Origin of the sequence: Acinetobacter sp. AOR18_HL (genome assembly GCF_027855145.1) — a bacterium.
GTDB lineage: Bacteria > Pseudomonadota > Gammaproteobacteria > Pseudomonadales > Moraxellaceae > Acinetobacter > Acinetobacter pittii.
On record NZ_JAKTIG010000031.1, the window covers coordinates 420,823 to 441,611 of the forward strand.

Consider the following 20,789-nt stretch of genomic DNA (forward strand, 5'->3'; position numbering starts at 1 on the left):
CCCTTACATGTGCTCAATGCCATCTGGGATATGGTAAAAAGTCGGATGACGATAAACCTTGTCTAAAGAAGGATCGAAAAATTCAGCTTTTTCATCTGGCTGTGAAGATTTAATCAGTTCTGAACGAACCACCCAAATGCTAATTCCTTCATTACGACGCGTATAAACATCACGAGCATGTTGCAGTGCGATTTCATCATCTGGTGCTCTTAAGCTGCCTACATGACGGTGGCTTAAGCCTTGTTTACTACGTACAAATACTTCGTAGAGCGACCAGTTGTTTTTATCTTCCATTTTGATTTCCTCAAATTTTTCCATAAATCTTGTTAAGCCACTTTGCTCGCTTCAAGCTGCTGTTTTTTCGCGTAGACCACTGCTGCATCACGAACCCATTTGCCGTTTTCCCATGCTTTACGGCGTGCTTCGATACGCTCGTGATTACATGGTCCACGTCCGGCAATTACTTCATTAAATTCGTGCCAGTCAATCTCGCCAAACTCATAGTGGCCTGTTTCTTCATTGAACTTTAAATCTGGGTCCGGTACTTCCAAGCCAAGTTGCAACACTTGCGGTACGGTGTTATCGACAAACTTTTGACGTAATTCATCGTTACTAAAACGTTTGATTTTCCACGCCATGCTTTGTGCGCTATTTGGAGAATGCTCATCACTTGGACCAAACATCATCAGTGCTGGCCACCAATAGCGATTTACCGCATCTTGTGCCATCTGTTTTTGTTCTGGCGTACCGTTTGCCAAAGCCATCATCGCTTCAAAACCTTGACGTTGATGGAAACTTTCTTCTTTACAAATACGTACCATCGCACGTGCATATGGCCCATATGAAGTACGGCAAAGCGCAACTTGGTTCACAATGGCTGCCCCATCGACAAGCCAACCAATTGCAGCCACATCTGCCCAAGTCAAAGTTGGATAGTTAAAGATTGATGAGTATTTCATTTTTCCATCAATCAACTTTTCCATCATGTCATCACGGTCAGCACCTAAGGTTTCTGCTGCACTGTATAGATATAAACCATGACCCGCTTCATCTTGTACTTTTGCGAGCAAAACCGCTTTACGTTTTAAAGTTGGTGCACGAGTAATCCAGTTTCCTTCAGGCAACATACCTACAATTTCAGAATGGCCATGTTGCCCAATTTGACGAATCAATGTTTTGCGGTAGGCATCGGGCATTTGATCCTTAGCCTCGATCGTAATTTCATTGGCAATATTTTGTTCAAATTTCTGGTAATTGTTTTCCATTCTTTCATTCCCTGTAGGTATCACCCTTGAATCTATTTTTCGATACACTAAAAACAAAGTCAATCACTTTTTTAGTATCAAATTAAATCCACCCAACAAACAAGGGCTAAATATTTGAAATTAATAAATATTAATTAAAAACAAAAAATCTTTTTACGTTTACAAATCAAAATAAAGTTGACTTTTAGACAAATTAATCTGAAATTATGAATCATATTTTTGCAATTTTTATAATTGATGTATCAAATAAAAAAGGAGTTTGGTCATGCTTGAACAAGCACACCTAGAAGGAACCTCAACTGACACAGATTTTCAGCAGTCTGAGCATCAACTGCCTCATCTTGCTTCTTCTGTCTATGGAACATGGCATTCGACGAGTGAAGAACTGCGCCCTGTTTATCATGCTATTACAGGTGAACCAATTTATGCCGTAAGTAGTCATGGCATAGATATGAAACGTGTTGTTCAATATGCCAAACAAAATGGTTCAGAGTTGGCTAACTGGACATTTCACCAACGTGCAAATGCGTTAAAACAAATTGCCCAACATTTACTTGAGCGCAAAGAAGAGTTCTACAAACTTGCTTATGCGACAGGCGCAACTCGTAAAGATGCATGGATTGATATTGAAGGTGGCATCCAGACGTTATTTGCCTATTCAAGTCTGGTTCGCCGTGAACTCAATGACGAAAAAATTATTACTGAAGACAGCTGGATTCAATTATCTAAAAATGGAACTTTCGGTGCTAAACACATTTTAAGCCCTAAAGCAGGTGTTGCCGTTCACATTAATGCTTTTAACTTTCCAATTTGGGGAATGCTTGAAAAGATTGCACCGACGCTACTTGCAGGCGTGCCATGTATTGTGAAACCAGCAACTGATGGTGCCCAATTAACTCAAGCGGTTGTAAAAGCCATTGAAGAAGCACATGTGCTACCGAAAGGCTCACTACAACTCATTTGCGGTCAGACTTATGACCTGTTCGACCACTTAGGCCCTCAAGACTGCGTGACCTTTACAGGTTCTGCCTACACAGGCCAAAAACTACGTAACCACCCTCACCTCAATAAATATTCGATTCCATTTAGCATGGAAGCCGACTCGGTAAACAGCGCAATTTTAAGCCCTGAGGCAAATGAAGAAACTGTCGATTTATTTGTGCGTGAAGTCTTCCGTGAAATGACCACCAAAGCAGGCCAAAAATGTACTGCCATTCGTCGTGCATTTGTTCCTGAAAACTTGTTAGCAACTGTGCAAGAAAAGCTAACTGCCAAACTTGCTAAAGTTGTGGTGGGCGACCCTCAAAAAGAAGAAACTACCATGGGTGCTTTGGCGAGCATTAAACAAAAACATGACGTTGCAGAAAAAGTTGCTGAACTCAGCAAAGATGCAAAAATTGTTTTTGGTGGCAATGATAGCTTTACATTTAATGCAGACCATCCTGAAAAAGGTGCTTTTTTCGCTCCAACTTTATTGGTGTGTGAACAGCCTTTACAAGCAACGAATGTTCATACCACAGAAGCTTTCGGTCCGGTATGTACACTCATGCCATATCAAAATATTGAAGAACTAGCTGACCTTATTTCACGTGGTGAAGGTAGCCTAGTGGCTTCTGTCGTTAAAAATAACGATGAGAATATTGAACAGATTATTCAAAAAATTGCGCCTTGGCATGGCCGTGTGCATGTACTCGATGCAGAGTCTGCAAAAGAAAGTACAGGACATGGTTCACCACTTCCACATTTAGTACACGGCGGCCCTGGCCGTGCAGGTGGCGGTGAAGAGTTAGGTGGTATTCGCGCGGTTAAACATTATATGCAGCGCACCGCAATTCAGGGTTCTCCAAATAGTCTGACACAAATTACCCACTCATGGACTGCTGGCTCAAAAGTTAATGAAGACCGTGTACATCCATTTAAAAAGTCTTTTGATGAGTTAGTGATTGGTGAACGTTTATTAACAGCGCGTCGTACAGTCACCGAAGCTGATATTGTCAATTTTGCTTGTTTAAGTGGTGACTACTTCTATGCACATACCGACAAAATTGCAGCTGCCGAGTCTTTCTTTGGAGAGCGTGTGGCACATGGTTACTTCATTGTGTCTGCTGCAGCAGGTCTATTTGTAGATGCAGCACAAGGTCCTGTGATTGCCAACTACGGTATGGACAACTTACGTTTTGTTGAACCGGTTAAAATTGGTGACTCAATCCAAGTTGAACTCACCTGTAAACAAAAAACACCTAAGCCACAAAAAGACCCGTCTCAGCCTGCGCATGGCGTTGTGGTGTGGGATATTAAAGTCAAAAACCAACGTGGTGAACTTGTCGCAACTTATGACATTTTAACTTTAGTTGCTCGCGAAGCTTAATGGTTAAAATGAGATGGGGTCACCTCGTCCCCATCTCATTTTTTTAGCACTCAATGGCGTTAACAGCAAGGCCACCTTTTGAAGTCTCTTTATATTTCTCAGACATATCTTTGCCAGTTTCTTTCATGGTCTGAATCACTTTATCTAGCGTGACAAAGTGTTCATCGTCATCATGAAGTGCCATTTGGGCTGCATTAATGGCTTTTACAGCTGCAATTGCATTTCGTTCAATGCAAGGCACCTGAACCAAACCACCAATCGGGTCACACGTTAAACCCAAATTATGTTCAAGCCCAATTTCAGCCGCATGCTCCACTTGCTCAGGTGATCCACCTAAAATTTCGGCTAAACCCGCCGAAGCCATTGCACATGCTGAGCCGACTTCGCCCTGACACCCTACTTCTGCACCAGAAATAGAAGCATTGAGTTTACATAAAATGCCGACGGCTGCCGCACTTAGAAAAAAGCGAACCACTTTATCTTCGGAAAAGTCTTTAGAAAAAGTCACGTAGTAATATAAAACTGCTGGAATAATCCCTGCTGCACCATTTGTAGGTGCCGTCACCACGCGGCCACCAGCAGCATTTTCTTCATTTACCGCTAAGGCAAATAAATTGACCCATTCCATCGCATGAAAAGTCGTCACGATCAGGTTTGAGTTTTTCTTATTTAATAACTTATCGTGAATTTTTTTAGCCCGACGTTTTACGTTTAATCCGCCCGGTAATATTCCGTCATTAATTAATCCGTTATGAATACATTGCTGCATCACTTTCCAGATTTCCATAATCTTGCTACGAATCTCAGCTTCACTACGCCAGCTTTTTTCATTTTCAAGCATTAACTCGCTCACTGATAAATGATGAGTCTTACATAAGCTTAAAAGTTCAGCCGCACTGTGAAATGGATATGGAACCTTAACGTCGTTTGTTTCAGTTTGAGTTGTTGCTAATTGCCTTTGGCTAACAATAAAACCGCCACCAACCGAATAGTAAGTTTCTGCATATAAAATTTCTTGAGCCTCGTTATAGGCAATCAACTCCATTGCATTGGGGTGATAAGGCAAAGATTCATCTAGAAAAAGCACATCATGCTTATAATCAAAAGAAATAGTCTTTTGCTGATTAAGCTGGATGGCGTTATTTTCAAGAACATCTTCAATCAAGCTTGTACTTAATTGGGTATCAATATGTTCAGGGTCAAAACCCATTAAACCTAACAGAACAGCCTTATCTGTCGCATGACCAACACCAGTTGCCGACAGCGAACCGTATAACTTCACCTGAACTCTAGCTGTTGCTTGTAAATCGTTTTGCTTCAATAAATCATCCACAAAACTGTATGCCGCTCGCATGGGTCCAACTGTATGGGAGCTAGATGGACCGATGCCAATTTTAAAAAGATCAAATACACTAATAAACACGTGGTCCTACCTTCGATTCATTATTATTCGTATGTTCGTCATTATTGTGTCCTTTCGGATAACTCTAAAATTATCATTAAGCCAAGTACAAATCACGAATAACTCTTGGGTAGTCGCACAAAAAGACAACGGTTGAACAATCACTATAAATAACTTTGTTCACAGCCATAACTTTTGTAGTTTTTATTAACAAATATAAATGTATTAGCGCCCCCTTCCTTAAAACAAGTACAGGAAGTTGTACAAATAAAAAACTACAAATATTAGCCATTAGTCGCACCTCCCTATTTTTATTCATTTTTGCTGGTAAAGTGCTCTACATGGTTTGATACAACCTACTTAACTCAGATGCATAATTCACCTGTTCTTGCATCTGATGTTTTTCTGCCTCTAGTCCGCTAGGGGCTTTTTTTATTATTGATTTAAATACTGATATATTAAATTTCTAGAGATAATTAAAGACAAGAAAAATGGATCGAGTTTTCAAATTAAGTATTTTAAGTTGTCCGCTTTTATTGTTAAGTGGTTGTATTGGTTGTTATAACCCAACAGGCTGTAACCGTGATGATTCGCCGTATTTCTATACAACACAGAGCACTCAAGTCAAAGGTGTAACGGTTCCTGTTGGAACAAAACTGGTTTATAAATCTCAAAAGTCCAAACAGAAAGATGAGCAAACTGCACCTCTTAAAGAAGAGAATATAACGTGGATAAAGCTACCGAAAGACACCGCTATACTTTGGGGAGGAATGCCTACCAATCATCTCCTTCAATTTGCTAACTCTGAAATGCAAGGATTTACAGCCTACCGAGCACAAGAAGCTCCCGCTGTATATTCCAATCAATTTTTAAAACTCTGGAAAGAATGTGATAGTGATTTAGATATCTCGATCAAAAATAAAAATGACTGGAGCTTTAATCCTGCAAATATGAAAATTATTGGATGCGGAATTAACTATCAAGAAAGAGCTTCATACAACACCAACAATCCAAGCCAAGACAAAGTGGATATTTTTCTCATCAAAATTAATCAGGCTTTACAGAAGCTGCCACAACAAAAAGAGTATCCGGTTGTCCATTATTCCGAAAATTAAAGTAAAAAAGCCTGCATTTTCAGCAGGCTCTTTTCTTTAAAATTTGATTTACCAAACTTTAATTACACACATTAACCACAGGTTGCTTGAGTAATTTTCTTAGAAGCAGGATCAATAGTAACTGTAACTCGGTTTGTACGATAATCCATAGTCATTGGTTGACCTGGAGCCACTTTGCGCACAATTTCTGATTTAGTTTTTTGTTTAATTTGATCATCAGTAAGGCCAGATTGACCCACTAATTTTTGAGCTTCTTCTGCTACACAGTTCGCTTGGTTATCACGGAATAATTTCCATTCTTCCACGACTTGGCCATTTGGTAAGTGACAATACCCAACCTGACCATTTGCTTCATTTCTAATTTCTAATTTCCCGCCTTGTTCAACACAATATTGACTAGCTGGGTTTGGTGAACCAATTTTTGGTGGAGTTGGATCTTTATGTTGTACAGATGAACAAGCCGTTAACGAAACAAGCGCTAAACCAAGAAAGATAATTTTTTTCATAAATTTTTGCTTCTTAATAAAAAAACTAAAGATATCAAAAAAATTCATGTTCCATGTGTCTTGTTTACAATAAAAAACTCACTTGTGAGTTCTACTCACCATTTCTTTAATTGATTGGAATTTAAGATTTTCCTTTCTAAAAATAATTATCAAAATATTGCGATCATGGCCTTTCTAAAATTCGTGCTCCAGATCCCTCTTGCCCCAAAACATCTTCAGGATTTCTTAACGGACATTGCTCTAACGATAAGCAACCGCAGCCAATACACCAGTCCATTTCATCCCGTAACCTCGTTAATTTTTGAATACGATCATCCAGATCTTTTCGCCAATGGCTTGATAACTCTTTCCACTGTTTAGCTGTTAATTTGCTTCCCATAGGATATGCGCTAAGAGCCTCTTTAATTTCATTTAAAGGAATTCCTACTCTTTGAGCAACTTTAATAATCGCAATATATCTTAAAACAATTAATGGAAAGCGGCGCTGATTACCATTGGTTCTTATACTTTTTATCAGCCCCTTCGCCTCATAAAAATGTAGGGTCGAGACAGGAACTCCACTCCTTTTTGCAACTTCCCCCACAGTCAAAACTCGACTAGAGTCAGCTTTTTTATTTTCACTTATCATGATTAACCTCAACTTTACTCAAGGTTTATAAGAGAGCCTATTGTTTTTGTCAAATCAATCATTCAACCACTCAAAGTCATTTTTCTGAGTTTATTGCTCTTAACTTTTCTATAAAAGCTGAGAAAATAAATTTGATACGATTACTAATTCAATTAAATTTATAAAATGAGCTGCTGACATTTAAATTTAAGAAATTAATTTTGTAGGGTACATGGGCACCCGCAAACCCAAAACATGTTGTAAACGAAAGGCATCGGTGCTCCTAATGGATAGACCTTAGCTTGTTCGATCTTATAAGTTTTTTTACGTGACTCAATGTGAAGTATATTATCGTAGCGAGCAACTACAATTCCCTTTTTATATAATTTTTTTCGTTCGTTCTTTGCATCAAATTTATATACCAAAAAGTAAACTTTTTCTCCTACGCTGATCTTTGAATGATTAACCATAATGTAACCATTACAATACTTACATTGCCAATCTTTCATATCTCAAATAATCACACACTTAAATTTAAAAACATATCAAGTTTTATAGTATAGATTTATTAAAGCTACAAATCTAAAGAAATATTTTAATTGAAAAAATAAGGTTTATCTGTGACACACATCACAATAAAACATAAAAAATTTCAAATTATATTTAGAAACATCAATCACTTACCTAGCTATCTTTTAATATTATTATTTTAAAAAATATTAAATTTATCTATATTTTATATTACTATATAGTATTTCGGTTAATAAATTTAAAAGTACCGATATAAATAATTTTAATATTTAATAATCTAATTATTTCATTATATTCAACTAAACCACAAATAAAGTAATAAATAAATTTTAAGATATTAAATTAATTTCATGTTTAATTGAAAATAATTCAGTTCACATTATACAAAATAAAAATATATAATTATTAGAATTGCAATTTAATTTTTTATTATGTCAACTCAACGTTTAAAATTAGAACTCCCATCTGGACATGATCAATTATTACTTCATTCTTGCTGTGCTCCTTGTTCAGGAGAAGTTATGGAAGCATTAATTGATTCTGGAATTAAATTTTCAATATTTTTTTATAATCCTAATATTCATCCGGTAAAAGAATATCTCATCCGTAAGGAAGAAAATATTCGTTTTGCAGAAAAGCATAATATTCCATTTATCGATGCAGATTATGACACGGATAATTGGTTTGCTCGAGCTAAAGGTATGGAAGATGAACCAGAACGCGGCATACGTTGTACCATGTGTTTCGATATGCGTTTCGAGCGAACTGCCCTTTATGCACATGAACACGGCTTTAGTCTCATCAGTAGTTCGTTAGGAATTTCTCGTTGGAAAAATATGGCTCAAATTAATGATTGCGGAATTCGGGCAGCATCCAATTATCCGGATATTCAATATTGGGATTATAACTGGCGAAAAAATGGTGGCTCTAGTCGAATGATTGAAATCAGTAAGCGAGAGGAATTCTACCAACAGGAATATTGTGGCTGTGTATATTCTTTACGTGACACCAATCGTTGGCGTATGAGTAATGGTCGAGACCGAATTAAACTAGGTGTTAAATTTTATAGTAATGCCATGGAAGAAGATTAAATCTTATTCTCCTTAAAAAATTAATTCATTCTAAGCTATATTTATTCCTAATAAAAAAAGGCCACATCTGGAGAATGTGGCCAAAAGGTGTACTGTACTGAGCTTTGATGTTTTTAGAATAATGAAGTTATCTTAAAATAAGATTAATAAATCTTTTAAATTTAAATTTTTTAATATTTCATCAAAATATTTAAATCGAATAAATATTTTGTCCTTCTCATTAAAAATAAAATCCCTCTAAAATTCATATATAATTTTGAAAAGTTTAGCTATTTTACTTTTTGATACTCATGGCTAGTCTCTTAATATTTTCCACCATTTCCTCAGGTTGATGTGCAGCATAGCCCAACAAAACTGCTGCTTTTTTTGACTCAAGTTGACAATATCTTGATAGAGGTTGAATCTCCAAATCCAATGCCGAGCAATGAGAAATAAACTCATGCTCTGTCCATGGTGCTTTTAACCAACATATAAGATGAATGCCTGAATCTGTTGGCTGAACATTAAGTACATCTGAAAGGTATTCATTAATAGCGTTAATCAATACTTGTTGACGCTCATAGCATGCTTTTCGAACTTTACGTACATGTCGAGCATAGTGGCCTTGTTGAATGAATAAAGCTAAAGCGACCTGCTCTAAATATGAACTTCGCACGTCAGTATAGTATTTAGCTGCACTAAAGGTTTCAATCAATGCTTCAGGTACAGCCATGAACCCTAAACGAAACTCTGGAAACATCATCTTGGTAAAAGTTCCAGAATAAATGACTCTTTGCTGCTGATCTAAACCTTGTAGTGCTTGGATTGGGTGCGTGCCATAACGAAACTCACTATTATAATCGTCTTCAAAAATCCATTTTTCTTGTTTGTTTGCCCAATCTAATAAAGCAAAACGGCGAGCTAAACTTAAAGTTCCTCCTAAAGGAAACTGATGTGAAGGTGCCGTATAAACAAGTTTGCTTTTGAAATAATGATCTGTAATGTCAGAGATTTGCATTCCCTCCTCATCACTCTCGATCAAATTTACCTGTGCACCAAAACTTCGAAAAATCTTAAAAGCTGCATCATATCCCGGCTCATCCAAACACACTTCATCATTTGCTTGAAGTAATGCATAGGCTGTTAAATGAATAGCCTGCTGCGTTCCGTTTACGATAATAATTTGCTCTTCGTTGCAGTTCAGGCCTCGAGTGGAGCGAACATATTCAGAAATTGCCTGACGCAAAGGTAGATAGCCACGTGGGTCGTAAAATTGACCAAGTTGATAATAGGACTGCCGCCAAGCTTGCGTTAATAACTTGCCCCACAGTTGATGAGGAAATAAATCAATACAGCCTACCCCTACATGAAACATCTTTTTCTTTTTACTTAACCATGACTGCTTTCGCCATGAATCCAATAAAGCTTCAATATTCGGATTAATATTTAAGGAACGATGAGTATTTTTAGACGTTTCTTTTGAATTTTTTTGAACGTGTATTAACTGATCTGGCACAACCTCAGCAACATAGGTCCCCGAACTTGGTTTAGTAAATAAATATCCCTCATCTAGTAATCGTTCAAGAGCCGCCAATACAGAATTCCTTGAAATTGACATCATCTCTGCCAAAGCACGACTTGAGGGTAATTTTGTTCCAGCAGTTAGCCTTCCATCTAAAATCGCATCACGCAAAGCCGTATATAACCCATCTTTAATCTGGCCTTTTGGCAAAATTAAATGTGGAAAAGATGCAGAAATCGAAGCTGCCATATCAAAACTGGTACTGTGAAAAATATCAAAAGTGTATCTTATAAAAATACCACTATTAAAACTACACTCTAGTTGTCGATTTTTTATTACTTTAAAACAGAGTGTAATTATTATGCAAAATCAAGGTATTCAAATCGTTCCTGTTGAGCAGCAAGATTATTCACAATGGGAAAAATATTGGCTTGCTTACCAAAATTTTTATCAGGTGAATTTACCCCTTCATGTCACAAAAGTAACATGGGAACGTTTTTTCGATGAGAATGAACCTATGTACTGTGCTGTTGCCAAACAAGGTGAGCAAGTTTTGGGAATTGTTCATTATGTTATTCATCGTTCAACATGGGCAGAAAATAATTATTGTTATTTAGAAGACCTCTTTGTTTCACCTGAAGTTCGTGGACAACACATTGGTAAGCAACTTATTGAATATGTGCAGAAGCAAGCAATTGAACACAACTGTGACCGTTTATATTGGCATACTCAAGAAACCAATCTAACAGCACAAAAGCTTTATGACTGGATTGCACAAAAACCAGGGATTATTGAATATCGTATGTCCTTGAACTAATAAAGTGAAAACACCAAAAGCTGGAGTGCTTTTGGTGTTTAAATTTTAGTACGAATAAGCTTAATCACTTTGTCATTAACAGTTAAACATTGGTTAAACGCTGTGAAACGTTTGAGCTCTTGCTCCAATTCAAAAGAGAAATGCTCTTTATCTTTGATTGTTTTTTCTAAATGCAAGCTAATCACTTCTAACTCTTTGATAGAGCGATGTGCTTTACAATCTAGTCGGCCGACTAACTCGTCTTGATATAGAATCGGCAAACAAAAATAACCATATACACGTTTGGCCGCTGGTACATAGCATTCAATGCGGTAATCAAATTCAAATAAAGAAGCTAAACGGTCACGATGAATAAGAGAATTATCAAAAGGTGAAAGTATTTTTAAACCGAACTCAGTATTAAACTTTTGTTCTAATGCAGCGACCTCCACATATAGCATTTGACCTTTCGCAAGCTTAATTGCTGATACAACACCTGCATCAATATGTTCTTTCAGAACGACACGCATAGTTTCTTTTAAATCATTTTTCTTTAGATGAACTAATTGTTTCCATGTAAATGCACCATGTGCTCGAAGCGTATTATTAAATAAATACTGCGCATATTCATAAAGCGTAGGCATACTTAAATCAATATTTTCAGGCAAGCAGCGCTCGGTCAAATCAAAGACCTTTTCCATTCCGTTGCGCTCACAGATCATCAGGTCACCCTGCATATATAACTGCTCAAAAGCACGACGGCCTGGTCCGGTATTCCACCAGTTTCCCAAACTCTTTTTATTATTTTTATCAATATCACGGAGGCGAATTTTTCCTTCAGCACGAACACGGGCTAAAATTTCATTCATAAGGTGTTGATCACCTTTATTGAAATAACGGCTTTCTCCGTTTCTGACAGACATCATGGCTGGCAATGCATAGCGATAATCTTTCATAGGAAGATACGATGCGGCATGATACCAATATTCAAAAATCTGGCGCTCACGAACCAAACTATTGAGATGACTTAGCTCATAATCAGGCACTCGGCTCCACAATATATGGTGATGAGCTCGCTCTACAACCGATATGGTATCGATCTGCACATATCCTAAATGCTCAATAGCCTGTAAAGTTCCATCCATGCCTTTTGCAAATCGACTGGTTTTTCCTAGGCCTTGATTAAATAAAGTGAGCTGTTTCAAAGAAGAAGTCATAGAAATCAAATATTGTTGTATTCATTTAAAAGAGGAAATTTTCAGTTCTATCCTATCACTATTTCCTCATTTGCTTGTGATTATAGGAGCAACAATTCTTAAAAAATGAATCTCGGCTAACTCAACGTTTTACAGACTTACTTTAAAATAACTTTTGGGATTCAATCTAATTACTAAAACAACTACTAATATCACACTGGCTAAATGGAAAAGCCATCCTGCTTTGTAAGCCCCCGTAAGATCATGCAAAATTGCAATAATCCACGGCGGGATTGCTGCCAGTAAAAAACCACCACCCTGCATCAATGCAGATAAAGCCCCTGCATGAATCGGATCATCAAAATGGTCTAATGCAACGATAAGCGTTAACGCAAAACATCCTCCCAAACCTACGCCCAAACAAATTGCCCAAAGTATAGAGGCAAAATCAGGCATAAAAGCCATTCCAGAGAAACCGACTAGCTGCATTGCTAACGTAAACCATAACCATGGACGTCGATCTTTATATTTCCTAGCTAAAACAGGCAAAATGAGCGCTGAAGTTGCTTGGCTCAAGGCCAGCAAAGCGAGTAATTTTCCACTTTGTGCTGCACTCCAACCCTGATCTTGAAAAGAAGGTGCCAACCACGCTACTACTGACGAGTAGCCACCATTTACAAGTCCAAAGCACATCATTAATAACCATGTTCGAGGTTGATTTAACAACTTGCGTACAGGCGGATGATGAATGGATGAACTAACTTTTATAGGTAAAAAGACAAGCGCCAATATAAATGTAAATAAAGCTGGAATGGTAAAAAAAGCTAGGCCAATCGACCAGACTCCCGTTATATTTGAAATTATGGGAGCTAACCATGCACCTAGTGCTCCTCCTCCCATGAGCATAGCCGAATAAAGTCCCATCATCGGACCAATATATTGGCTAAATTCTCTTTTGATCATGCCGGGAAATGCCGCTTGTATCATCGCAACTCCGAATCCAATTACTATTGCACTAAGAATTAATCCTTCGGATGTAGGCAATAAAAATCGGACAGCACATCCTCCACAAATGGCCAGCAATGCACCAAGAATAGCTTTTCGTTCGCCGACATAGTTCTGCAATATTGGGCCAACAAATGCAATGACTCCCATAAGCATCATCGGTAGCAAAGTAAGTAGTGCTATCCCTTGTAAGCTTAAACCAGTGGCTGTTCGAATATTGGCAATCAATGGTCCAATACTTGTGATAAATGGTCTTAAATTAAGCCCAACCAAAGCCACAGTTACAATGAGCATCGACTGAGTCAAAAAAGCTCCAGACTGCTTCATTATTCTGAGCCTGAATGATTGGCTTGATAACTCTTCCAATGCGCATAAAGATCAGTGCGGTTTTCAACTCTGATCGGTATATATTGAATTTTCATTGATTGCTCAGCAAAGGGCTTGGCAAGCTCTATATATATTTCGGCTGTAGACAAACCAAATGGTGTTCCGTCTTCATTAGAATATGCATAGCTCACCGACTTAATACCTGCTATACGCATTCCAGCCATACACATTGGGCATGGATGACCACTTGCATACACAGAACAACCTTCTAAATTGGCAGTTCCTAAAACTTGACTGGCTGCACGAATCGCCAGTAATTCAGCATGTGCGGTTGGATCATTCGTTACCAGAATCTGATTTACGCCTGAAGCAATAATTTCTCCATTCTTTACAACCACAGCACCAAATGGCCTGCCACCTTTTTCAATATTGTTATAGGCAAGCTCAATCGCCTTACGTAAAAACTGTTCACCTTTTTCCATCACATACTCTCACTTTCTATTTTGCACCAGCTGCAAGAAGTCTTTTTTCAATTTCACGGTATCCTCGTGACCGCGCATAGTGTAAGGGAGTTATGCCGTCTTTATCAGCCAAATTCGGATCAGCACCTGCCTTTAATAAAAGCTCTACAATGTGTTGATATTTAGGTTCTCCATTTCCCAAAATGATGGCCTCAAGTAATGCCGTCCACCCCAAATTATTGACATGATTAACATCTACACCGGCCGCAATTAATGTACGAACTGTTTCAACATGGCCTCGTTCCGCTGCAGGAATGAGTGCAGTTCCACCGTAACGGTTAATACTTTTTAAATCGGCACCATGCATGAGTGTCATTCTTAGAATTTTTAAATATCCCTGTGCACCAGCATATAAATATGGACTGTCTTGAATATTGTCTTTTGCATTTACATCGGCACCAGCCTCTATCAGCATATGAGCAGCATGTACATTATTTGCTCTTGTAGCGACCATCAAAGCAGTCGAACCAGTTTCATCTCTCTCATCAATTAAAGCTTTTTGAGATAAAATCCGTTTAATAGATTGTGTGTCATTATTTATCACTGCCTGATGTAAAGGATACTCACCCATTGCATTCGTCATATTTGTAAAACCCGAAGTCCCTAATACAACAATCAGATTCATCCATATTAGTGACTTACGCATGCTGGTCTCCCAATAGAAATTTATGGCAAAACATTTTGCAAATAGAATAAACACGACCAAAAGTATTTGGAAATTAAATTATTGAATCGATAGTATTAAGATTATAAATATTTATCTTATCGGCTTTTAAGTGTGGCGGTACCTAATATGTTTGATCCTCGCCTTTTACGTGCTTTCGTCACTATTTTTGAAACTGGCGGTTTTACCACAGCTGCCGATCGATTACACCTGACTCAATCAACAGTTAGCCAGCAGTTAGCACGACTTGAAGAATCTGTCGGTCATGCCCTTATAGATCGGACAGCGAGACCTTTCAAATTGACGGCATCTGGAGAGTATCTAATTGGTTATGCGCAAAGGATTTTGACTCTCCAACAGGAAGCTGAGGCCCTACTTAAAGATCCGGCAGGAAGTATTCCCATTCGTATTGGTTTACCAGAAGATATGATGAGTCCTGCAATGGCTGAAGTTTTCGGTATATTTGCCAAAGAGCATCGTTCCATTCGTTTAGATGTAACCTCTGGCTTAAGTCGGAACCTAACAGAACGTTATCGGAATGGTGAGTTCGATATTATTATTGTCAAAGAACCTGCTGCTAGTGCCGATCACCACGCTACATTCCCAGAAGAAATGGCATGGTTTGAAAGTTCGAATTCAACAACTGAATGGTCTGATCCCATGAGTTTAGTGACCTTTCCTCAAGGCGGACTTTATCGGGATGAGATGTTCGCAACCTTAGAGCGCGAACGGCGACGTTGGTATATTGCCTTTACGGGTAGTAGCCTAGAAAGCGTGTTAGTCAGTGTTGAAACAGGATTAGGATTATCTTTATTACCTGTAGCTACGACCAATGGACGGAGAGTACGTCGATATGATTCATTAGGAGCTGTGCCGCCTATGGCCGTTTCAATTTACACATGGGAAAAAGCTGGGATAATTTCCCAGCTTGTGGATAAAATGACGTCTGTTTTACAAGAACGTTTTCAATCCTCAATCAATATTTAACTTATATCATTCGAACTTTCAGCAATCAGTTTTTCTGCCATTTCTTGAGTTTTTCTTAAGCCCGGCATACGGAACTCAGTATGCCCATAATCTTGGATAGATTTCCAACGTCCACCCCAAGTTAAACCAACCGATTCGGCGACTTGACCATATAATCGATAGCCTTGCATTGCCCACGGATCTCGCTCAGAAATAACCACTTTTCCATTTCGCTTAAATGCTACATCAGCTGCTAAACCAAATTGGTGATAGCTTTGATACCCCCTTGCTCTAGTCGTATTTGGATTGCCCGCCAACATATTTTGACGTGCTGGGCTACGATAGCCTTCTAATAGAACCAACTCATAACCATACTGTTCTTTCATGATTTTAAAGACCATGAGTAAACGCTGTTTATAGCGTGGGTTCATTTTGTCCCATTTACGATCAACTAAATTTGTGTCCAGAATAGCTCGACCATCGAAACTGGCGTTATCAATCGGTGAAGAATTAATAGCTCCACTATTTTGAGACGAATATTGCTGCTCTAACTGCGTCGCCTCAACAATTGCGGCTTCAATTAGGCTTTCATCTACTTCTGGCGGTGGCGATAATATTTCACCATTTAAAAGTGCATAAATTTGAGGATCTGTTTTTTTCAGATATTCAGCTTCAATTCGGGTTGAACTAATTGGACGAGTAAAAGCAAAAACTAATATACTGGCAAACAAGAAAAAGCCTGCAATTACAATCCACCATTGCTGTAAATGCCAATGAGATTGTAATTTTTCAGGAGCAGCTGCCTGATTCATGGTTTGGGCAAATTGCCTAACCTGATTAAGCTGTTTACGCCCTTGGGGCAGTAATGACAAAACAAAATCTTTGCTTCTACTCCTGAGTTCATAAGACATTAAAAACGCTAAACCAATTGCTAAACATGTAAAGCAAAAGAAAATGAGAAAGATCATCATCAGTTCATTAATTCACGGCAAAAGGACTTCGTGTAATTTTAATATCTACCGATGCCTTAGGTGGCTCAACCTCAGGTTCTGGTTCGGCTGGAGCTTTACTCTCAACTACGGGTTTAGCCTGCGCCACTTGTTGCTGCTGCGGCTTACTCACAGGTTTTTGCTGAGTTGGCTGTATTTTAGGTTGAGTCGCTTTAGCTGTACCTGTCTGTAGTTGAGGCACAATCTGAACTTTCTTTTCACCTGTTAGCTGCTCATCAAATGGTGAAACTCGTTGTTCATTCGTAGCAACAGCTTTATGTGGAACAGGTTTAAAAATATTGCTTAACTCATTATCTTTTGGCTTTTCAAAGCCATCACGACTCATTGAGTCCGTCTCGTTATCTTGACTTACAACAACCTGATTTTGTTCATCTGAAGAATGTACAGCATCTTGATTTAAAATTTGCTCTTCCGTTGATTTACTCTCAATTGCTGCTGATTCAGGCGAATTCGGTTGAGACAAGAACAGGAATAGCGAGATGCTGACAAACACCCCTGCAATCACACCAATCACAATATAAAGTACTGGTGATTTCGGCTTTTTTTTATTCGATTGTAAAACTCGAATAGAAGTTGGTTTTTCCTGAGCCATTTCGTTCCATCATCAAGGTAAATAAACTGTAATATGTGCTTGCTCTTGAGGAGCAGAAATCACATTTTGATAGTTAGATAATGCTTTATCATTTTGATTGTTCAGCATAAATCTTAAACCCGCAAAGGTAAGTAATGCAAAAATCAATAAAAAGATCAAAATCCAAAAGAAAGGTACTTCGCGATGAATAATATTTCGTATTTGATCGGGAATTGCCGAGAACGGCGAAAACGCAACTTTTTTCCCTTTTAAATAGTCAATTTCATCACCCACTCTTGATACTAGGTGGTTGAGACTTTCAATAGATTCAATTCGGTACTTACCCTGAAAACCGAGCAAAAGGCAGTAATGAAATACCTCTAACGCAGCTAGACGTTCTTTTCCACGACTTCGCAATTGCTCCAAAATTTCAAAGAAACGATACCCAGCTAACTGAGAACCAAACAAGCTCAATTGCAATGGGCTAATTAACCAAGCATTTTGTAAATTAAAATAGCTTGGGTCTTGTTGCGTTACGATAGTTTCATCAATCAAAGCACAAAATGCATATTTAGCATCATGAATATCATCAGCTGAAAATTGCAACTTTTTAGCTTGCTGCTCAAATTGATTGAGTAAATTTAAGATTTTTTCACGAAACTGCTGAGCGTCTGCCGGCACATACTGATTTCGAATCAAAAAAACCAAATAAAAGCCATCATGCAATAAATCAATAAGATTGATTGCCTGTAGCTTTGCCTGAGACTGGCTATTATTGTTCCCACCCGTTCCAATTTGCCCATCGTCAAATAAAGAAGGAGCACCAGTGGATTGTGACATTTTTCTCTCCTTTACCCTTAAGCGTTCATAACAGCAATCAGTTCAATACTGATATCTTGGAAGCCAGCCGGAACATAAATACAAATCGTCTCTGAATCTAACATGCGCTGGTATAATTCATGATGCGGTTCAACTTCAAAATAGCTCACACCAGAACGTACTGGGATCGCTGTTGGAACCTGAATCAAGTGATGCAATGGAATTGCAGGTAATGCAGCAACTACACGTTGCTCTACATCTAAAGTGCTACCAATCTTGAATCGTAAAGGTACGATCTGGATCAACTCATGTGTCTGCATTGCACTACTTGATACTGCAATATAAAGTCGAGTATCTCGAGTAATCTTATCGGTCTCAAGACTTCCCACCCAATATGAAGGGCGGATTTCTTTAAGTGCAATACTGATGTAACGACTCGAAATAATCGTATCGAGTAAATCACGTAGAATCGTGTCTAACTGCGAAAAACTTTCTTGTAAATTATGGTGTTTATAGGCAGGCAACTGATCAACATCATAAGCCGTCGAGAAGGTTAATAAAGAACCTGCTAAACGTAACAATTCGAAGAACAAACGTTCTGGATGGATTTGTGGATATTGCACAAAATGATTCAGGCCAGCATGAGCTGTGTTTAAGGCATTTACTAACCAGAATGAAACGATATCACCTGAACGGAATTCAATTAACTTCTGTTCATTTTCTCGGTTATTGGTTTGAATCGTCTTAATTTTTGCCTTAATCACATTCAGTGTTCTTTTTAAGTTTGAAATGAGTGATTCAGAGGCATCCACGTGTAAAATTGGCGGAATAAACTTCCGATCAATTTCAAAAGCGCCAGAGCTTTGTCGCTTAATCTTTCCAATCGGCAGATATAAGAAACCATCTAGATTATGGTCTGGATTACTATGTACATCTAATAATTTAAAAACAGCACGTCGGCGTAGCAAACTAATATCTGCTTCTGTAGCATTAGTAAACAAATCATGCGTTTCAACAAGGTGAGATTGATATCTACCCTTCTGCGCTTGGTTTTGATCAATTAGATTTTGCTTATTTGCTTGTAAAAGCGGCAATGCTAAATAGATTAGCATCTCACCACGTAAATTAAGATCATCTAATAAAATTGGTTCAGGCAATAAATCATATGCCGGTGCCTGATAAATTTCACCGTCTTGCCAGATCATCTCTACAGACTCAAGAGCAAGAATATGTGTACTCAATTGAGCTTCATCGAAACTTAGCTTCTGAATACCATATGAAAAAGGTACAACTGCGCGAACCGTATGATTTAGGCGTTGTTCATGATACGTATCTTGAATTTGGAAATGTTGAGGTCTTAAAAATAAACCTTCGCCCCACAGGACTTTTTCAGCTTTAAACATATGTCTTTACCAATCTTTATTCATATTCATTTTTAGGCTGCACACCTAACATTTCCTGAACCATTTGTAATGGATGCTCATCTTTAATAACTTGCGCTAACCACTCGTGTAATGGCATTTGACTCCATTTAATCGTTTTTTGAAGCATATAGCTCACAGGACTATGAGGTTCATTTGCTTGGAAGTAATCTGCGATCTCTTGCAATACTTTCATTGCTTGTTCACGGTTAGCCAAGTGCGTTTGTGCTTGAGGCTGAAAAGCTGGCTGATCTGAAACAACTTGTACAGGCCCTTGATTTTCCATAGATGAACTCGTGATAACAGTAGCCTGTTCTTGGATTGGCGTAAGCCCAGTACCAAAAGCTTCTGCTTTATAAATCTTACGTAATGTGCTGTGAATGGTCTCAAATGCCGAATCAATAGCAGCAAAACTCGGCGAATCTAATCCCATTAAATGATCAAGAGTCTGTTTTAAAACATCCCACTCGGTTAAGACTGAACTAAAATCTTGATAATTAGAATATTGAAAAGTTTTAGAAGTATTAAAAATGGCTTGGTCGAATTGTTCTAATTCAGATGGTCCTGACTGGCTGTCATACTCTTCAGTTTGTTTACGGCGAACATTTTCGTGATATAGAAAATTATCGTAATCAAGCAAATTATAATAAGGAGCTGTATTGGTTAAAGAAACTTTCTTTAACAACATCGGAAGCTGATTAATTAAACCCTGTAATAAACCAATGCGTTGATCTAAGTCATCATCTTCAATAACAGGGTGAATTTCCTGCCAGTATTGATTCAGCATGGTATGGCTTAAAGTTAAACCTTTAGCCATACCTTCAAAACCATAAAGATGAGTCCAAGCCTCTAAGAGCCAAGTTAATAGACGAATATCTTTCGTTTTATCTTTTAGCAAAACACTCGTGTTCTTTGCTACAAAGTCCCAATCGGCTTGTTTGCGCTCAGCAACCCAATCACCTTGATCTAGTAATAAATCATCTTGTGTCTTGGCTTTTTTAATTTCATGAAATTCATTAGAAAACGAAAAGTCATCACCACAAGGCAAACTATCACTAATGGGTTCGAGTAGTTCAGAAATATCAATATTCATCTAATTTTAGCTCT

General features: G+C 38.1%; 21 protein-coding genes. 5 read left to right on the forward strand and 16 right to left on the reverse strand.

Going from position 1 to position 20,789, the window contains the following annotated elements; genetic code table 11:
- Nucleotides 1–3: 3 nt before the first annotated feature.
- Entirely contained in the window at nt 4–294 is a 291-nt protein-coding gene (gene paaB, locus MKL51_RS10120) for a 1,2-phenylacetyl-CoA epoxidase subunit PaaB (RefSeq protein WP_000389648.1), read from the reverse strand.
- A 32-nt stretch (nt 295–326) separates the two neighbouring features.
- On the reverse strand, nt 327–1,265 hold the full coding sequence (paaA, locus tag MKL51_RS10125) for a 1,2-phenylacetyl-CoA epoxidase subunit PaaA (RefSeq protein WP_017481508.1): 939 nt from the start codon (nt 1,263–1,265) through the stop codon (nt 327–329).
- A gap of 265 nt (nt 1,266–1,530) precedes the next feature.
- On the opposite strand from paaA, the gene paaZ reads away from it, so the two are divergent.
- Nucleotides 1,531–3,633 (forward strand): phenylacetic acid degradation bifunctional protein PaaZ, encoded by a 2,103-nt coding sequence (paaZ, locus tag MKL51_RS10130; RefSeq protein ID WP_017481507.1) that lies wholly within the window; start codon nt 1,531–1,533, stop codon nt 3,631–3,633.
- A gap of 43 nt (nt 3,634–3,676) precedes the next feature.
- Here the strand turns inward: paaZ and MKL51_RS10135 are convergent, their stop codons facing one another.
- Nucleotides 3,677–5,056 carry an L-serine ammonia-lyase gene (locus MKL51_RS10135; protein ID WP_017481506.1) on the reverse strand — a complete coding sequence of 460 codons (1,380 nt, stop codon included), beginning with the start codon at nt 5,054–5,056 and terminating at the stop codon, nt 3,677–3,679.
- Between the two features lie 470 nt (nt 5,057–5,526).
- Here MKL51_RS10135 and MKL51_RS10140 point away from each other — a divergent pair, with 470 nt between their 5' ends.
- Nucleotides 5,527–6,150: a hypothetical protein gene (locus tag MKL51_RS10140; protein WP_017481505.1), complete on the forward strand. Its 624-nt coding sequence runs from the start codon at nt 5,527–5,529 to the stop codon at nt 6,148–6,150.
- A gap of 71 nt (nt 6,151–6,221) precedes the next feature.
- Here the strand turns inward: MKL51_RS10140 and MKL51_RS10145 are convergent, their stop codons facing one another.
- The 3 genes from MKL51_RS10145 to MKL51_RS10155 all read right to left on the reverse strand — a co-directional run bounded on the left by MKL51_RS10145 (nt 6,222) and on the right by MKL51_RS10155 (nt 7,772).
- Nucleotides 6,222–6,656, reverse strand: coding sequence for an I78 family peptidase inhibitor (locus tag MKL51_RS10145; RefSeq protein WP_005076719.1), 435 nt, complete (start codon nt 6,654–6,656; stop codon nt 6,222–6,224).
- A 163-nt stretch (nt 6,657–6,819) separates the two neighbouring features.
- Nucleotides 6,820–7,284 carry a redox-sensitive transcriptional activator SoxR gene (gene soxR, locus MKL51_RS10150; RefSeq protein ID WP_017385517.1) on the reverse strand — a complete coding sequence of 155 codons (465 nt, stop codon included), beginning with the start codon at nt 7,282–7,284 and terminating at the stop codon, nt 6,820–6,822.
- Between the two features lie 194 nt (nt 7,285–7,478).
- Nucleotides 7,479–7,772: a hypothetical protein gene (locus MKL51_RS10155; RefSeq protein ID WP_005070027.1), complete on the reverse strand. Its 294-nt coding sequence runs from the start codon at nt 7,770–7,772 to the stop codon at nt 7,479–7,481.
- A gap of 453 nt (nt 7,773–8,225) precedes the next feature.
- Here MKL51_RS10155 and MKL51_RS10160 point away from each other — a divergent pair, with 453 nt between their 5' ends.
- A complete protein-coding gene (locus tag MKL51_RS10160) occupies nt 8,226–8,885 on the forward strand; it encodes an epoxyqueuosine reductase QueH (RefSeq protein ID WP_005070032.1) in 660 nt (219 codons plus the stop codon).
- Between the two features lie 274 nt (nt 8,886–9,159).
- On the opposite strand, the gene pdxR is transcribed toward MKL51_RS10160, so the two are convergent.
- Complete coding sequence (gene pdxR / locus MKL51_RS10165) at nt 9,160–10,635, reverse strand: MocR-like pyridoxine biosynthesis transcription factor PdxR (RefSeq protein ID WP_017481504.1); 1,476 nt, start codon at nt 10,633–10,635, stop codon at nt 9,160–9,162.
- 112 nt (nt 10,636–10,747) lie between these two features.
- On the opposite strand from pdxR, the gene MKL51_RS10170 reads away from it, so the two are divergent.
- Nucleotides 10,748–11,203 carry a GNAT family N-acetyltransferase gene (locus MKL51_RS10170; protein WP_017481503.1) on the forward strand — a complete coding sequence of 152 codons (456 nt, stop codon included), beginning with the start codon at nt 10,748–10,750 and terminating at the stop codon, nt 11,201–11,203.
- A 38-nt stretch (nt 11,204–11,241) separates the two neighbouring features.
- On the opposite strand, the gene MKL51_RS10175 is transcribed toward MKL51_RS10170, so the two are convergent.
- The 4 genes from MKL51_RS10175 to MKL51_RS10190 form a co-directional block, all read right to left on the reverse strand.
- Nucleotides 11,242–12,399, reverse strand: a complete 1,158-nt coding sequence (locus MKL51_RS10175) for a winged helix-turn-helix domain-containing protein (RefSeq protein WP_017481502.1) — start codon at nt 12,397–12,399, stop codon at nt 11,242–11,244.
- 129 nt (nt 12,400–12,528) lie between these two features.
- Nucleotides 12,529–13,710, reverse strand: a complete 1,182-nt coding sequence (locus MKL51_RS10180; RefSeq protein ID WP_017481501.1) for a cyanate transporter — start codon at nt 13,708–13,710, stop codon at nt 12,529–12,531.
- Nucleotides 13,710–14,192, reverse strand: a complete 483-nt coding sequence (locus MKL51_RS10185) for a nucleoside deaminase (RefSeq protein ID WP_017481500.1) — start codon at nt 14,190–14,192, stop codon at nt 13,710–13,712. The genes MKL51_RS10180 and MKL51_RS10185 overlap by 1 nt, the downstream gene beginning before the upstream one ends.
- 16 nt (nt 14,193–14,208) lie before the next feature.
- Nucleotides 14,209–14,877 (reverse strand): ankyrin repeat domain-containing protein, encoded by a 669-nt coding sequence (locus tag MKL51_RS10190; RefSeq protein WP_017481499.1) that lies wholly within the window; start codon nt 14,875–14,877, stop codon nt 14,209–14,211.
- Between the two features lie 147 nt (nt 14,878–15,024).
- Here MKL51_RS10190 and MKL51_RS10195 point away from each other — a divergent pair, with 147 nt between their 5' ends.
- Nucleotides 15,025–15,882 (forward strand): LysR family transcriptional regulator, encoded by an 858-nt coding sequence (locus tag MKL51_RS10195; protein WP_017481498.1) that lies wholly within the window; start codon nt 15,025–15,027, stop codon nt 15,880–15,882.
- Here MKL51_RS10195 and MKL51_RS10200 read toward each other — a convergent pair.
- The 5 genes from MKL51_RS10200 to tssA are packed head-to-tail and all read right to left on the reverse strand — an operon-like array spanning nt 15,879 to nt 20,775.
- A complete protein-coding gene (locus MKL51_RS10200; RefSeq protein ID WP_031945052.1) occupies nt 15,879–16,832 on the reverse strand; it encodes a M15 family metallopeptidase in 954 nt (317 codons plus the stop codon). The two genes, MKL51_RS10195 and MKL51_RS10200, sit on opposite strands and share 4 nt — an antisense overlap.
- Before the next feature lie 7 nt (nt 16,833–16,839).
- Nucleotides 16,840–17,463 (reverse strand): hypothetical protein, encoded by a 624-nt coding sequence (locus MKL51_RS10205; RefSeq protein ID WP_017481496.1) that lies wholly within the window; start codon nt 17,461–17,463, stop codon nt 16,840–16,842.
- 12 nt (nt 17,464–17,475) lie between these two features.
- A complete protein-coding gene (icmH, locus tag MKL51_RS10210) occupies nt 17,476–18,282 on the reverse strand; it encodes a type IVB secretion system protein IcmH/DotU (RefSeq protein WP_017481495.1) in 807 nt (268 codons plus the stop codon).
- A 17-nt stretch (nt 18,283–18,299) separates the two neighbouring features.
- Nucleotides 18,300–19,664 carry a type VI secretion system baseplate subunit TssK gene (tssK, locus tag MKL51_RS10215; protein WP_005076735.1) on the reverse strand — a complete coding sequence of 455 codons (1,365 nt, stop codon included), beginning with the start codon at nt 19,662–19,664 and terminating at the stop codon, nt 18,300–18,302.
- A 16-nt stretch (nt 19,665–19,680) separates the two neighbouring features.
- Nucleotides 19,681–20,775: a type VI secretion system protein TssA gene (gene tssA, locus MKL51_RS10220; protein ID WP_017481494.1), complete on the reverse strand. Its 1,095-nt coding sequence runs from the start codon at nt 20,773–20,775 to the stop codon at nt 19,681–19,683.
- Nucleotides 20,776–20,789 lie beyond the last annotated feature (14 nt).

What these genes read in the sequence shown, in the direction of transcription:
- paaB (WP_000389648.1), bottom strand. Translation starts at nt 294, where the DNA reads ATGGAAGATAAAAACAACTGGTCGCTCTACGAAGTATTTGTACGTAGT.
- paaA (WP_017481508.1), bottom strand. Translation starts at nt 1,265, where the DNA reads ATGGAAAACAATTACCAGAAATTTGAACAAAATATTGCCAATGAAATT.
- paaZ (WP_017481507.1), top strand. Translation starts at nt 1,531, where the DNA reads ATGCTTGAACAAGCACACCTAGAAGGAACCTCAACTGACACAGATTTT.
- MKL51_RS10140 (WP_017481505.1), top strand. Translation starts at nt 5,527, where the DNA reads ATGGATCGAGTTTTCAAATTAAGTATTTTAAGTTGTCCGCTTTTATTG.
- MKL51_RS10145 (WP_005076719.1), bottom strand. Translation starts at nt 6,656, where the DNA reads ATGAAAAAAATTATCTTTCTTGGTTTAGCGCTTGTTTCGTTAACGGCT.
- soxR (WP_017385517.1), bottom strand. Translation starts at nt 7,284, where the DNA reads ATGATAAGTGAAAATAAAAAAGCTGACTCTAGTCGAGTTTTGACTGTG.
- MKL51_RS10155 (WP_005070027.1), bottom strand. Translation starts at nt 7,772, where the DNA reads ATGAAAGATTGGCAATGTAAGTATTGTAATGGTTACATTATGGTTAAT.
- MKL51_RS10160 (WP_005070032.1), top strand. Translation starts at nt 8,226, where the DNA reads ATGTCAACTCAACGTTTAAAATTAGAACTCCCATCTGGACATGATCAA.
- pdxR (WP_017481504.1), bottom strand. Translation starts at nt 10,635, where the DNA reads ATGGCAGCTTCGATTTCTGCATCTTTTCCACATTTAATTTTGCCAAAA.
- MKL51_RS10170 (WP_017481503.1), top strand. Translation starts at nt 10,748, where the DNA reads ATGCAAAATCAAGGTATTCAAATCGTTCCTGTTGAGCAGCAAGATTAT.
- MKL51_RS10175 (WP_017481502.1), bottom strand. Translation starts at nt 12,399, where the DNA reads ATGACTTCTTCTTTGAAACAGCTCACTTTATTTAATCAAGGCCTAGGA.
- MKL51_RS10180 (WP_017481501.1), bottom strand. Translation starts at nt 13,710, where the DNA reads ATGAAGCAGTCTGGAGCTTTTTTGACTCAGTCGATGCTCATTGTAACT.
- MKL51_RS10185 (WP_017481500.1), bottom strand. Translation starts at nt 14,192, where the DNA reads ATGGAAAAAGGTGAACAGTTTTTACGTAAGGCGATTGAGCTTGCCTAT.
- MKL51_RS10190 (WP_017481499.1), bottom strand. Translation starts at nt 14,877, where the DNA reads ATGCGTAAGTCACTAATATGGATGAATCTGATTGTTGTATTAGGGACT.
- MKL51_RS10195 (WP_017481498.1), top strand. Translation starts at nt 15,025, where the DNA reads ATGTTTGATCCTCGCCTTTTACGTGCTTTCGTCACTATTTTTGAAACT.
- MKL51_RS10200 (WP_031945052.1), bottom strand. Translation starts at nt 16,832, where the DNA reads ATGATGATCTTTCTCATTTTCTTTTGCTTTACATGTTTAGCAATTGGT.
- MKL51_RS10205 (WP_017481496.1), bottom strand. Translation starts at nt 17,463, where the DNA reads ATGGCTCAGGAAAAACCAACTTCTATTCGAGTTTTACAATCGAATAAA.
- icmH (WP_017481495.1), bottom strand. Translation starts at nt 18,282, where the DNA reads ATGTCACAATCCACTGGTGCTCCTTCTTTATTTGACGATGGGCAAATT.
- tssK (WP_005076735.1), bottom strand. Translation starts at nt 19,664, where the DNA reads ATGTTTAAAGCTGAAAAAGTCCTGTGGGGCGAAGGTTTATTTTTAAGA.
- tssA (WP_017481494.1), bottom strand. Translation starts at nt 20,775, where the DNA reads ATGAATATTGATATTTCTGAACTACTCGAACCCATTAGTGATAGTTTG.